This is a genomic window from Flavobacterium sp. B167r (assembly GCF_056824315.1).
Window position 1 is genome coordinate 4244998 of record NZ_CP124859.1, and the last position, 14821, is coordinate 4259818.

A 14821-nucleotide genomic window follows, 5' to 3' on the forward strand; every position below is an offset into this window, starting at 1 on the left:
TGTTTAATTTTGGATCACTTTAAGCTTTGTTCCATTCACAAAATCATCGTGCGAAATAAAAAAAGTATTAAGTGATTTTCCGTTTAGCTCAATCGAATTGATTTTTCCACCATTATTGATTTGTCTTTCAATTACAATGCTTTCTTTTTTATAATATCCTGGATCTAGTTTGATTGTTATTCTATGAAACATTGGCGCTGTAATGGTATAAATTGGGTCTCCTGGAGAAATCGGGTAAATTCCCATCATCGAATACACCAACCAAGCCGACATAGTTCCAGTGTCATCATTTCCTGGCAATCCTTTTGGTTCATTTTTGAAATATTCGTGAACCAATCTTTTCACATTTTCTTGAGCTTTATACTCTTCGCCTTTCACATAATTAAACAAATACGGATTTGCGATGTCTGGCTCGTTTGCCATATCAAATTGTTTGGTGTCGAAGATTTTCTGCAATTGTGCCGAAAATGCCTTTTCACCACCCATTAATTTCATTAATCCTCTCATGTCGTGCGGAACCATAAAATTATACTGCCAAGCATTTCCTTCTATAAAACCAACATTTTCTTCAAAATTAGCTCCAGAAGAAGGATCAAAAGGTTCGTACCAGTCTCCGTTTGCTTTTCTTGGACGCAATAAATTCAGATTTTTATCAAATAATTTTCTGTAGGATAAAGAACGTTCTTTAAAACGTTTTACATTGTCTTTGTCTCCAAATTCGTTGGCCATAAGCGAAATAGCATAATCTGAAATATTGTATTCCTGAGTCGTAGAAACGGGACCTTTATTGTCGGTTGTCAAATATCCTTTTTTGATATAATCTTTCAATCCCGGACGAAGCGGATTATTTTCAATATTATCAGCGCCTTTCAACATCGCATAGTACGCTTTATTAACATCATAATCACGAACTCCTCTCATGTAAGTATCTGTAATTACAATACTTGCAGGATCACCCACCATAGTAAAAGTTTCAGTCGAATTCAATTCCCATTTTGGTAACCAGCCGTTTTCATCAAACATATCCAACATACTTTTTACCATATCAGATTGCTGTTTTGGATAAACCAAAGACATTAACGGATGTACATTCCTATACGTATCCCATAAAGAAAATACGGTATAACGAGTATCTTTGGTTTTAGCAATTTTACTTCTTTTGATTACCGGATACTCTCCGTTAATATCATTTAGAGTGTTTGGATGGATTAGTGTATGATACAAAGCCGTATAGAAAATCGTATTGTCATCTTTTGAACCACCTTCAACCAAAATTTTAGACAATTCTTCGTTCCATTCGTTGTAGGTTTCTTTGTAAATTGCATCAAAAGATCTGTTACCTACTTCTTTTGCTAAGTTTTCACGGGCATTTTCGATACTTACGTACGAAATTCCGATCTTCACTTCAACCGTTTCTTGTTTGTCGAATTTATACGTAAAATAACTTCCAATACTATCACCTACAACTGTCTTAATGGTATTATCCATCATTCTCGCTTTTCCGTTGTAACCCATCCATTGCGCTTCAACACCGTTGTATTTCGTAGGCTTTTTCCAAACTCCGAATTTATCAGCTGGTTTAGAAAATTGAGCCACAAAATAAACTGGGTAAGCATCTTCTGGGCTGTTGTAACAAAACGAACCAACCGAACGCATTCCTTCAATTTCTGTCGGTGACACTACTTTTATCATTGCACCTTCTTCATTTGTTAAACCTAAACCAAGATTTAATAAAATATTAGACTGCCCTTTCGGGAAAGTGAATCTGCTAATCCCAACTCGTTTTGAAGCCGTGAATTCGCCTTTAACCTTATACTTGTCGATGTTTACGCTGTAATATGCTGCTTTTGCAACTTCATTAGAATAAGTAGAACCGTATTTTAAATGATCGATTTCTACTGCTCCAGTCGTTGGCATCAATAAAATAACGCCCAATTCGGGACATCCAACGCCACTTAAATTAACTTGAGAAAATCCAGTCAAAAAAGTATTTTCATTCACATACGGATTAGAAAGCCATTGACTATCTTTTTCCATCGGAGTATTTTTTACTCCAGCCACATTAAACGGACTAATACTTGCCATTCCGCGCGGTGCAATTGGACCAGGATAAGCCGCTCCGTAATTTGAAGTTCCAATAAACGGATTGACAAAATCGGCAGGCTCCTGCGCAAAAATACTGATGCTAAAAAACAGCATGTATAAAATACATGCTGTTTCAATTTTATTTTTAATATTTAAAACCATAGGTTTCTTCTTATCTGTTGATCGCTTCGATTTTCAAAGTCCAAGCTTCTTTTGCAGGAAGGTTGTTTCTTAAACTTTCTGGAATAACTACTTTAAATCCGTTTCCTTCTTTTGTCCATTTTAAAGAAGTTTTAGAACCTAACATCATAATTTTTGTTCCTTTTTTAGGGCTGATCGCTTTCACTGTAACTTCAGCAGGAATTTTATCTTCTCCTTCTTTAGCTAAATAAAATGCAAATACATTTCCAGCTTTGTTTTGTGTAAAACAAATGTTTTCTTCTTTGTAAGGCTCGATTGGTTTTGTGTTGTAAATTGCTGTGCTGTTTACTTTCATCCAATCTCCATAAGCTTGCAATAAATCGTAAGCCCCTTTATCCCATTCTCCTTCTGGACTTGGCGCAATGTTTAATAATAAGTTTCCGCCTTTTGCAACGATATCAACTAACATGTGAATCCCTTGTCTTCCAGTCATGTATTCTGCACCTGGAGAATAAGACCATCCTCCGCCAGCTGGAATACAAGATTCCCATGGATAAGGCAAAGTTTTAGCAGGAACACGTCCTTCTGGAGTTAAGTAGTTTTGGTTTTTACCATGAACAGCTCTATCCACAACGATTAATCCTGGCTGTTTTTCACGTGCTTTTACAACCAATTCATCCATTTTAGGATCTTGATCTACAACTCTGTGTTTGATGAAACCGTTTTTAGATTCATTTTCTGTAAACTTCTCATCGTAGTTTTCTTTGATGTTAACTTGATCTCTTTTTCTAACCCATCCTCCATCTAACCATAAGATGTCTACTTTTCCGTAGTTAGTTAAGATTTCTAAGATTTGGTTATGAGTAAAATCAACATATTTCTGCCATTTTTCTGGATATAAAGACGGATCGTAATTTACGTTTCTGTCGAATGGAGGAAAGTACGGATCCCAGTAGTTCTCGTTATGCCAGTCTGGCTTAGAGAAATAAGCTCCAGTTGAAATACCTTCACCTCTAAAAGAGTTGAAAATCTCTTTTAAAACATCTGCTTTTGGGTTTGTATGAAACGGAACATCTTTACTCGTAATTTTGTAATCAGAATATTTAGTATCATACATATTAAATCCGTCATGGTGTTTTGTAGTAAAAACCATGTATTTCATTCCCGCATATTTAGCAGCTTTTGCCCATTTTGCAGGATCAAATTTTACTGGATTAAATGTTTTTCTTAATCCTTCATAATCTGCGATGTATTGATTGTAATTGTTAGGATTGCTTCCTTTTTTACGCTCACACCATCCGTAATCTTCAGGACAAATAGACCAAGATTCTACAATACCCCATTGGCTGTAAGTTCCCCAGTGCATTAGCAAACCAAATTTTTTGCCTTGCCATTCGTCTAAGTTCTTCAATACTAACGGATCTGTTTCTGGTACGTATCTTTCATCTTCATAAATCGCCTGCGCGAAAATCTGAGCTGAAAATAAAAGGGCGATAATGAATATTCCTCTTTTCATCTTTAATCTATTTATTAGGTTTTATTTATTCTTTTGTTTTTAGTTTAATTTATCAAGTATAGGTTGATCTGTAAAAATTAATTCTGTTTGAGCGTTTTCATTAAGCTGCTCGTATACAACAAAATTATTTGCACCTGCTTTCAACCAACAGCCTGGCACATAAAGCGTTTGTTGCGGCCCTACTTTCCAGTAGCGTCCAAGATTGTGTCCGTTAACAAATACAATTCCTTTTCCCCAATTTGTCATATCAAGAAAAGTGTCTGCTGGTTTGTCTATGTTTACTGTAGATTCATATACAACTGGTCGTCCTGGTTTTATCGATTCATTTTTAACAACTGGAACTTCGCTCATCGGCATTTTATACATTTCCCATCCACCACTAATTTCAAATTCATTAACGAATACTGGAGAAATAATTCCTTTCGTGTTATGTACTATTTCAGCTCCGTAATTAATACGTCCCATATTTTCAACTAGAATTTCTAAAATACCGTTAAAAGGAATCGTAACTGTCAACTCGTAATTTTTGAAAACTCTATTCAATTCACCCGCCTTAACTCCATTTACATAAACTGTAGCAAAGTCTCTTAATCCATCAATTTTCAATTTACCCGAAATAGGTTGAGTAAATCTTTTACGATATAAAACATATCCATTTCCTTGGCCTAATCCTTCAAATGTTAAAGGCTGATCATTTACAACAGCTTTTTCTTTTTTTATCCAACTTAAAACATCCATACTAGATTTGATAGGCTGGTTAGGATACTTTACAACTGGAATTTTCTCTGGAATCGGTGCTAATTTTGCTTTAGAATATTTTTGCATTACTTCACGAATAGCCATAAATTTTGGTGTTGCCCAACCTGCTTCGCTAATAGGCGCATCATAATCATAACTTGTAATATCAGGCTGAATATCACTTTCTTCATTATAATTTGCTCCAGATGTAAATCCGAAATTAGTACCACCGTGTACCATATAATAATTAAATGAAACACCTGCATCTAAGTACTTTTTAGTTTGAGCAGCAATCTCTTCAGATCCAATTTTAATAAATGGTTCTGCCCAATGATCTAACCAACCCGAATAAAACTCTGCGACCATGTAAGGCCCTTGCCCTTTGTGGTATTTGTCAACCTGCTTTTTTAAATTTTCTATATTGTTTTCCCCATTTGCAGTTGGCAACACGCCTTCAACCATTCCGCCTTCAAACAACCAAGTACCATCTGAAGTGAAAAAAGGCTCTTGAAACCCCGTTTCTTTAAGCATATTGTAAATTGCTGTTTTGTATGCTTTATGATCAGCAGCACTAATATCCGTTCTTTGAGAAACATACGAACCAAATTCATTTTCAGCCTGAACCATAATAATAGGCCCTCCCTGGCTAGCAAAATGTCCTTTTACCTCTGCATACAAATGTTCTAGATATGTTTTGCAAGCTTCTAAAAATGCTTTGTTATTCGTACGAATTACCAAATCTTTATTGTTTTGCAACCACCAAGGATAGCCTCCAAATTCCCATTCGCCACATGCATATGGACCCGGTCTAAGGATCACAAACAATCCTTCACTTTTAGCAATACTTAAAAACTCTGATAAATTTTTATTTCCTGTTTTAAAATCCCATACACCTGGTGCTATTTCGTGATAATTCCAAAACACATAGGTTGCCACGGTATTCATTCCCATAGCTTTAAGCATTTGCAATCTATGTCTCCAATACTCTTTAGGAATACGCTCATAGTGCATTTCTCCTGAATGTATTTTAATAGTTTTCCCGTCTTTTTGAAATTCTCCATTAGCTATAGAAAATCCTTTCGTTTGTGCCGTAGTAAAAAACGGCATCAAGCAAATCAATAATATCCCGAGCTTAAATAATATCTTATTCATTTTTTTTCAGATTATATATTTATAAACTTAAAAAATTGCAATCTTAAAGTAGTAAGCGACCTAGATGATCAAATACTACAGAGAGTTATTCTTTAATAATTCTATTTTATAAAACTATTGAGTCAATAGCTAAAAATTAATTCACCACAATCTCATCCACAAACAACCAAGAACTTTCTCCTTTTGGACTTTTCTTTAAGTTGCCAGCAATTACTTTTACATAACGTGCATTTTGTTTTTGGAAATTGATTTTGAAATCTTTCAATTCTGGAACTGCATTTACAGCATACGGACGCGTTATTTTTCCAACTTGTCTGTACTTAAATCCATCGTCAGAAATGAAAACTTTAACTTCAATTGGAAAATTAACTCCAGCTCCTTGGCTTTCTAAAGCTCCAAGTGATACTTGTTCAATACTTTCTTGTTTTTCAAGGTCAATTACCAATTCCATATCGTTAACCAACCAAGCTTGCCATTGTCCGTCATGAAAATTTTTGCTTCCGCGAATGGTATTCACCATTGTATTAGCATCTCCTTTATAACTTTGATTGAAAGGCGTTAAGTATTTCACTTTTTTAGCAAATCCTTTATGGAAAACAAGCGTATCTGTATATGTTTTTCCTACTGGTTTTTCATCTTGAAATAAAGAAGCTTTTAAAATCGTTGTTTCTTTGATGTCAATTGGACTTGTGTATTTTATAGCGTGATGATCGATGCTTTTGTCTCCTAAAACATAACGAATGTCTGGATTCGGAAACTCATTTTTTAATTCTACTTTAATTTGTTTATTAGCCAAATCAGCTGTAGAAGAAGCGGTTACCAAATAAGCACTTTTTGCATAATTGATTCCTAAATAATCGTAACGTTTAAATAAGGAGAATAATCTTGTTGTAAAATCGTTCCAATTGCGTTTCTCTTTTGGGCTCCATAAAGTTTCTGATAATGCAGCCAATCTTGGAAAAATCATGTATTCAGAATCTTTTGGTCCTGCAATATGTTCAGCCCATAAATTAGCCTGACCACCCAAAACATGTCCTGCTTCTTGAGGCGTCATCGTTGAAACAACTGGATCAAATTTATAAACCTCGTTCAACGGATTATAAGCATCAAAAGCTAAAGGTTCTTCGTTTTGCGGGCCTTGGTAGAAATTAAAATAACAAGGAGATTCTGGTGTCATAATCACATCGTGACCTTGATCTGCAGCTTCAATTCCGCCTTTCATTCCTCTCCAGCTCATAACAGTAGCGTCTGGAGCCAAACCACCTTCTAGAATTTCATCCCAACCGATAACTCTTTTACCTTTTGAGTTGATGTATTTTTCCATACGTTTTACAAAATAACTTTGTAATTCGTTGACATCTTTTAAATGTTGATCTTTAATTCTCTTTTGGCAATGCGGGCATTTTGCCCAATTGGTTTTAGTCGCTTCATCGCCGCCAATATGAATGTATTTTGAAGGGAAAATCGTGATTACTTCATCAATTACATTTTGCAAAAATTCAAAAGTCGATTCTTTTCCTGCACAATAAATATCAGTCAAAGGCCAAACTCCGCCTGACGGAACACCAATTTTCTGATCAAAACAAGCCAATTCCGGATACGATGCAATGGCGCTGCTTACATGCGCTGGCATTTCGATTTCTGGAATTACTTCAATGTTTTTTGAAGCTGCATATTTTACAATTTCTCTTAATTCATCTTGTGTAAAGAAGCCTCCATAAGTTCCCTTTTGATCTGCGGTTACTGGAAGTCTTGCATTCCATGATAAGTTTTCCTGATCTACTCTCCAAGCGCCAACTTCTGTTAGTTTTGGATATTTTTTAATTTCGATTCTCCAGCCTTGATCATCAACCAAATGCAAATGCAAAACGTTCATTTTATGCATTGCCAAACGATCGATTGTAGCCAGAATATAATTTTTATCGAAGAAATGACGAGATAAATCCAACATTAAACCTCTCCATTTAAAACGTGGTTCGTCGTTAATTGTTAAACTCGGAATCTCCCATTTTGCAGAAGTAATCGCAAATTTACTTTCAATCGCTTCAGGAAGTAATTGTCTAACGCTTTCTAAACCATACATAAAACCAACATTTCCTTTCGCAGAAATTACAATGCTCGTCGGATTTACATCTAAAACATAAGCTTCATTTTTTAAGTTCGGATCAACTTTAAACTGAACAAAATTACTTACAGGAGCTTTAGTTGTCGTTTCTGGTTTCCATCCTGCAGCCACTTCAAATTTAGAAGCCAAAGCATTTGCAGCATCTTTTTGGAAATCACCGTTTACAACAAACTTTGTATCTTTTGTAAATTCAAAAACTCCTGTTTTAATAAAAGTTTGACTCGGTTTTGGAATGATTCGAATATCATTTTCCGTGTAAACTTTCTGCGCGTTAGCCGAGAAAATTGAAGCAATTAAGGTTAATATGAATAGTATTTTTTTCATTCTTTGTTTTTTGGTTTCTCTGCGTAAATATTTCTAAACACATAGAGACATAGTTTTTTAAAGCTTAAAAAGGCATTTCACTTATATAAAAGCATCCCAAAACTTCGGAGCTTAATATGAAAAAAATTGGTTTCCTTTTTATGTTTTGAAATTTTTAATTTCGTTTTGTCGCTTTCGACGTAAGGAGAAATCACTATAGGACTTCCTGATACTAATTCATCAATCTTTGTGAAGCTACTTTCGAAAATTTCTCCTTAGATCGAAATAACAAATATTACATTTAATCAATTTAAACGTGATAATTATTTGTCCCAAGACATTTTAAATTTTGCATCTTCCATTCTGTGACCTTTCACATCATCAGAAACAGCATAATTAAATCCTGATCTTAGGCTGTAACCTGCGTATTCACCATTTTTATTCAAAGCAATAAAACCAACTTGCAGATATTCCATGTCTTTGTGGTTCTTATGTTTGTTGTAAATACGTTCTGTAATTTCTTTACAAGCATCGTAAGGTGATTTTCCCTGACGCATCAATTCGACAACCATCGCGCTTCCAGCAGTTCTGATAACAGCTTCTCCCAAGCCTGTTGCGGCTGCAGCACCCACTTCGTTGTCCAAGAAAAGACCCGCGCCGATAATTGGGGAGTCACCGACGCGTCCGTGCATTTTCCAAGCCGCACCACTTGTGGTACATCCGCCCGAAAGATTGCCATCTTGGTCTAACATTAGCATACTTATGGTATCGTGATTTTCTATATTGATAACTGGTTTATATTTAGAATCTTCCAGCCATTTTTTCCAATCTTTTTCAGATTCAGGAGTTAAAAGATTTTCTTCTTTAAATCCTTCCGATAAGGCAAATTGTAACGCGCCTTGTCCCGCTAACATAACGTGAGGCGTATTTTGCAATACTCTTTTTGCAACAGAAATAGGGTGTTTTATTCCTTGCAAGAAACAAACAGATCCGCAATTGCTGTTGTGATCCATGATACAAGCATCAAGAGTTACTTTTCCTTCGCGATCCGGATATCCTCCGTAACCAACGCTGCGGACAGTTGGGTCGGCTTCAGGTATTTTCATTCCAGCTTCGATTGCGTCTAAAGCAGATTTTCCTTCTTTTAGGTTTTTCCAAGATTCTTTATTCGCAGGCAAACCGTGATTCCATGTCGAAATGATAATCGGTTTCCTCTGTTTTTTTTCTTTAGATTCAACTTCTGGTTCATTTTCGTGGTTTGCAGCAAATCCGCTTACACCCAAAACAGAACTAATGGCTAATGTGCCTAAAGTTGTTTTTTTGATAAAATCTCTTCTATTTGACATGTCTTTTGGTTTTAATTCAACTTTCAGAAACTGCTGTTCTTAATGTTGCTAAATTAATCAGTAATAACTTTTAATCCCAGTAAAATTGACTACAAAGCTGATTTTACCTCTTTAATTGTCTTTAAATTACTATCTGATAAAGCATTTCCGTCAAAAAATGAAACTCCGGTTGCGCCATTTTTCTTAGCTTCTAAAATTGCTTCCTTCAATTCTGCATCCGATTTTAAACCTGGAATATAAATTCCTGTATTTACTTTTGTTGGTTTTCCTTCTAAATCTGCTACGCCTTGTTTTGTTGCGTAACCAACCCAGTCAATTTCTTCATCATAAAAACTATGATAAATCATTGGATATACTTCGTCAATATTCCATTTATCCCAACGCTGACGCACCATGTGGTCTGCCATTTCTGGATAAGGAAATACTGCTGCCGTTAGTTTTTTATTGTATTTATGAGCAATTTTATAAGCATCATCAACCACCGCTTTTACTGCATTCAATCTGAAATTTTTCCATTCCATATCAATTGAAGTATTGTGGCTTTGTTTTGGGTTTTTATGATGTTCTTTTTCGAATTTGCTTACGCAGGCATCACAATAACAGAAATCAAATTGTGGTAATTCTACATCTTGGACTAAGTTGTATTTTGGCAACAAACTGATTGGCAAGAAAATATCTGGGAAACGAATATAATCTAAATGTACACTTTCGATTCCTTCTACTTTTGCTAAACCTTCGACCAAACCTAAAACGTGGTTTCTAGATGCTTCTTTTGTCGGGCAAAGCCATTGGTAATAATCTACATACGGGCGGTTATCAAAACAAGATTTTCCTTCTTTGCTAACTTGATACCAGTCTGGATGTTGTAATGCTATTGAATCATTTGGGCGATTCATTGCCATAATCCACGCGTGTACTTTTAGTCCTTCTTTTGTTGCAAGCGGAACTAATCTTGCTAATAGTTTTGGATCGGTTTGCGTGTTGATTAGAACTTCGTCGATACCGCCGTCTTTGTATTTTTTGAATTCTTTTGAATAATCTGCATCCGATTTTTTAGCATCAGCAGTTGTCCAAACACCGAAAGTGAATTTTCCGTTTTCTTCTGCTTTAGCGTCTTTTTGTCCGCACGAGAATAAACTCAGCGAAAGCGCAAGAACTATAATCTTTGAAAAGTTCTGTAACTTATTCGTTCGTAATAATTTTACCATCTTCTTTAATTATTAAGGTTTTGTTTGAAAAAGGACTCTTTACCAAGATATTAAATCCTGATGAATGATTTTCTAAAACTGGTTTTAAAGTCTTTCCTTCAACCACTATATTTTTTTTACTGATACTTTGCAGTGATTTTGCCCAAGATTTATTCTTTTCGAAATATCTTTTTTGAGCGCGGTACAACGTATACAGTTCCCATTTTACTTTTTCTTCCTGCGGAATTGTAAAAGTATCCTGTCCTCCTATTTCTTTGGATGAGAAGTATACATAAGCCCATTTTTCGGGCTCATGCATATTTATAACTCCCATAGGCGACCAAACCCAATTGTATTCTGGGAGAAATTTTCCTTCTTTATCTTTTTTACGTTCATATTTTCCATCAACAACTGAATGCTGCCAATTCACTCTAGAGAAATTGACTTTCCAGAATTTATCTTTCGGAACAATGTCATCGAAATATGATGTTTTGTAAACCGACCACGGAATTGCAATTTCTAATGTCCAGCCTTTATCAATATCTGAAGCATTATTTAAAGTTCCGTCAATCTTTACAGCCGATTTTAAACCTGTGATATTCCAGTCGTTTAAAACCGTATTTTTTTCTCTGTAAGGTTTATTAATGAATAAATCCCAAGCGGTGTTTAACGCATTTATTTCCAATTCATAATAATTATGTGTGTCATTATCTGGATCAATAAAAACCTCAAAATCATTATTATAAAAAATTATGGTATCACGTTGTTTTAGATTTGCCCAAACGTGTGGCTCTTCTATTTTTGCTAGGATATAGTAGTAATTATCGTCCCAAAGCATTTTGACTTGAGTATTGTATTTTGGTTTTTCAACGCCTTCTATGTCTACAAAAGGTGTTGTCCAATCTGCTTTTTCCCAAGCTTTATCTGCTCCGTCTCCGTCAATAACAATTTCTTTTGAAGTTTTATACGCAACATAACTTTTAGGACTGACCTCCTTTTCAGATTGCGCATAACCCAACAAACCAACAAAAAAAACGGCTAGGGACAATAATTTACCTCTACTATGCATCATTATATTATAAACTATTATCTTTTGTAAATTGAATTACTTCACTCAATTTTCCGAAAGCGATTGCTACGTGCGTATCAGCCGCACCGTAATATACTGCTAATTTATCTTCTTCTGTATCGTGTAAAGCAGCACAAGGGAAAACTACGTTTGGAACATCTCCAACCATTTCATAAGTTTCCGCTGGCCCTAATAAATAAGGCTGTGTTCTGTATTTTACTTGGTCTGGCGAATCAACATCTAAAAGCGCCGAACCCATTGCATAGCGGAACCCGTTGCAAGTATTGATAACTCCGTGGTAAATCATTAACCATCCTTCGTTAGTTAAAATCGGAATTGGTCCTGCTCCAACTTTTGTACATTGCCAAGCACTTTTTTCAAATGGAGAAGGTTTCATCACCAATCTGTGCTCTCCCCAATATTTCATGTCTGGGCTGTAGCTAATCCAGATATCTCCAAATGGCGTGTGTCCGTTATCACTTGGACGGCTTAACATAGCGTATTTACCGTTAATTTTTTGTGGGAATAAAACTCCGTTTCTGTTGAATGGCAAAAAGGCATTTTCACATTGGAAAAATTCTTTAAAATCGAAAGTATAACCAATACCAATTGTTGGTCCGTTGTAACCATTACACCACGTAATCCAGTAACGATCTTCGATCCAAACCACACGAGGATCGTATTTATAAGCAGATTCGATCATTTCTGTGTTACCAGATTTCATCTCAATTGGTTCGTGGTTGATATCCCAATTGATACCATCTTTACTGAAACCAGCAAAAATATTCATTTGAACCGCTTTATTATCACATCTGAAAACCCCAGCATATCCGTCTCCAAAAGGTACAACTGCACTATTGAATATACTGTTTGAACTAGGAATCGAATATCTGTCGATAATTGGATTCTCAGAATATCTCCACATTACATCTTTACTGTTTTCGGGTCTGTCTTGCCAAGGAATAGTACTCATTTTTTTGTTTTTTTATTTATTAGTTTTTTTATTCTTATTTTGAAAGCAAAAGTTGGAGCTTTTGCAATGCTTATTTTTTTAACACATAGATACATAGCTTTTTGAAACTTTACTAAGCGTTCCCATAGTTGAAACTATGGGCTATGTTCAAGTTCTATGTGTTAGAAACTAGTTTCTTTCTATTTCCTTTTTAAAGTAAAAGAAAATCTATGTTTCTATGTGTTTAATTTTATTCTCAATTCAAGAAATCTTTCTTCTTGCTTCTAAAATCTTTCTAGTCTAAAATCTACTCTTCAATCTTTCTAACTCTATCCAGCCAAGTAAATTTAAGCACTGTAGTTGTAACTAAGAAAACCACTAATGCCACTAAAGCTTTTGGATAATCTCTGATAATAAAATAAATCGGAAGCAAAATCATGCTTGACTGCCAAACAATTCCGATAACGCAATTCATCATATCCAAATAGAAATCATTATTTTTTTGGAAAGACTGATCTTCAGCCTTTAATTGTTTGTAAACTGGACCCCAGAATCCCCACGGTCTTACATTGCTATAGAACGATTTTAGAACTTCAATATCGGTAGGTTTGCTTAAATAAGTTCCTAAAAGACAACCTAAAATTGACATTCCGAAAATTAATGGAAATAAGTAAATCGATGGTACTTGCGAAAGATCATGCAAGAATGTTCCAGCAGTTAAACTTCCTTTACTTTGATCCAAAACAAACTGAAGAGAAGCTGCTATTAATCCGCCGACCATTCCCCAGAAATACCCCCATCCATTAAATCGCCACCAAATCCATTTTAAGAAGTTGGCTGCAACGTAACCTCCGTACAGCGCACTTGTAATCCAAAGTGTTAATGAGTTAATAGAATCTGCAAAGAATCCCATGAAAACTCCTAAGCCAACAACCAAGAAAGAAGAAATCTGACTTACTTTAATATAATGTTGGTTTGAAGCAACTGGTTTGAAGTATTTTTTATAAATATCATTTACAATATAAGCTGGACCTGCATTTACGAAAGCAGAGAATCCAGACATGAAGGCAGCCAATAAACCTGCAAGAAGAATTCCTTTAATTCCAACAGGGATATAAAGATTGACAACTTTTGGCATCAATAATTCTAAATCTGCACCTGTTAAATTTACGTTAGCATTTAACTCAGGAGCTAAATTCACTAAAGCAATTACTACGATTCCAGTAATTAATAAATATCTCGGAATGAATAAAATCAAGTTCGTGAAACCACTCATGTAAGCTGCTTCTTTTACCGATTTTGTAGAAAGAACACGCTGTAAATCGTAACTCGGAGTCGGACCAGCAACACTAGCAAAGAAACCTTTGAAAAGCGTCATTCCGATGAAAGCACCAAACATTTTATAACCTTCAGTATCGATTAATTTATTGAAAGTTTCGAATTTATCGCCCCATTGTGTTTCAAATTCCCATCCGAAGAAAACATTTTTCCATTCTGGCGTAATAACCGAATTGATTTGAATATCAGTATAATTAATGAAGGCATAACCTGCAATTAAAACGCCGGCAATAATCATAATAACATATTGAACAACTTCTGTCGCAACAACAGAAAACATTCCCCCTTTAACAGTATAAATTGTAGTTAAGAAAATGATTAACAAAGCATAAGCTTGTTCTGAAGTTAAGAAAACTCCTCCATTCATATGAACTGTCAAATCCCAAGGAAGAATAATGGTTACAAATTTCCCGATTCCGACGAAGAAATATGCAATGAAACCAATAGTAGAAATGATTGCAAAAATTGCTACAATAACATGAGATGCTTTTCCTGCCATGTCACTTCCAAAACGAGTTAGAATCCATTCAGAACCAGTCATTACTTTCGATCTTCTGATCCAGACTGCGAGGAACATCATGACAAAAATCTGATTCCAAATTGGCCAAAGCCACATAAACATAAAGCTTTTTACTCCATACAAAAATAAAACCCCAATCATCCAGGAAGTTCCTGAAACATCAAACATTCCTGAGCCATTGCTCAATCCTAAAAAATACCATTTGATTGATTTCCCGCCAAGAAAATAATCATCTAGTCCTTTTGATGCTTTTCTTGAAATCCAGATTCCTATACCTACTGAGAGTACGATATAGATTAAAATGATTGATACGTCTATTATATTCATTAATTTATTTATTTTGAGTTAG

General features: G+C 35.1%; 9 protein-coding genes. All 9 read right to left on the bottom strand.

Annotated elements, in window-relative coordinates; genetic code table 11:
• Window positions 1-3 precede the first annotated feature (3 nt).
• Window positions 4-2247, bottom strand: a complete 2244-nt coding sequence (locus tag QLQ96_RS18850) for a GH92 family glycosyl hydrolase (protein ID WP_482492460.1) — start codon at window positions 2245-2247, stop codon at window positions 4-6.
• Window positions 2248-2257: 10 nt separating this feature from the next.
• Entirely contained in the window at window positions 2258-3742 is a 1485-nt protein-coding gene (locus QLQ96_RS18855) for an alpha-L-fucosidase (protein ID WP_482492462.1), read from the bottom strand.
• Between the two features lie 39 nt (window positions 3743-3781).
• The gene (locus tag QLQ96_RS18860) at window positions 3782-5632 is read right to left on the bottom strand and encodes a beta-galactosidase (RefSeq protein WP_482492463.1); all 1851 of its coding nucleotides are present in this window, start codon (window positions 5630-5632) and stop codon (window positions 3782-3784) included.
• A 136-nt stretch (window positions 5633-5768) separates the two neighbouring features.
• A complete protein-coding gene (locus QLQ96_RS18865; protein WP_482492464.1) occupies window positions 5769-8081 on the bottom strand; it encodes a beta-N-acetylhexosaminidase in 2313 nt (770 codons plus the stop codon).
• 302 nt (window positions 8082-8383) lie between these two features.
• Window positions 8384-9406, bottom strand: a complete 1023-nt coding sequence (locus QLQ96_RS18870; RefSeq protein WP_482492466.1) for an isoaspartyl peptidase/L-asparaginase family protein — start codon at window positions 9404-9406, stop codon at window positions 8384-8386.
• 89 nt (window positions 9407-9495) lie between these two features.
• Window positions 9496-10614, bottom strand: a complete 1119-nt coding sequence (locus tag QLQ96_RS18875) for a putative glycoside hydrolase (protein WP_482492468.1) — start codon at window positions 10612-10614, stop codon at window positions 9496-9498.
• Window positions 10589-11662 carry a carbohydrate-binding family 9-like protein gene (locus QLQ96_RS18880; RefSeq protein WP_482496982.1) on the bottom strand — a complete coding sequence of 358 codons (1074 nt, stop codon included), beginning with the start codon at window positions 11660-11662 and terminating at the stop codon, window positions 10589-10591. The genes QLQ96_RS18875 and QLQ96_RS18880 overlap by 26 nt, the downstream gene beginning before the upstream one ends.
• 7 nt (window positions 11663-11669) lie before the next feature.
• On the bottom strand, window positions 11670-12635 hold the full coding sequence (locus QLQ96_RS18885) for a glycoside hydrolase family 130 protein (protein WP_482492469.1): 966 nt from the start codon (window positions 12633-12635) through the stop codon (window positions 11670-11672).
• 286 nt (window positions 12636-12921) lie between these two features.
• Window positions 12922-14799 carry a sodium:solute symporter family protein gene (locus QLQ96_RS18890; protein ID WP_482492471.1) on the bottom strand — a complete coding sequence of 626 codons (1878 nt, stop codon included), beginning with the start codon at window positions 14797-14799 and terminating at the stop codon, window positions 12922-12924.
• Window positions 14800-14821 lie beyond the last annotated feature (22 nt).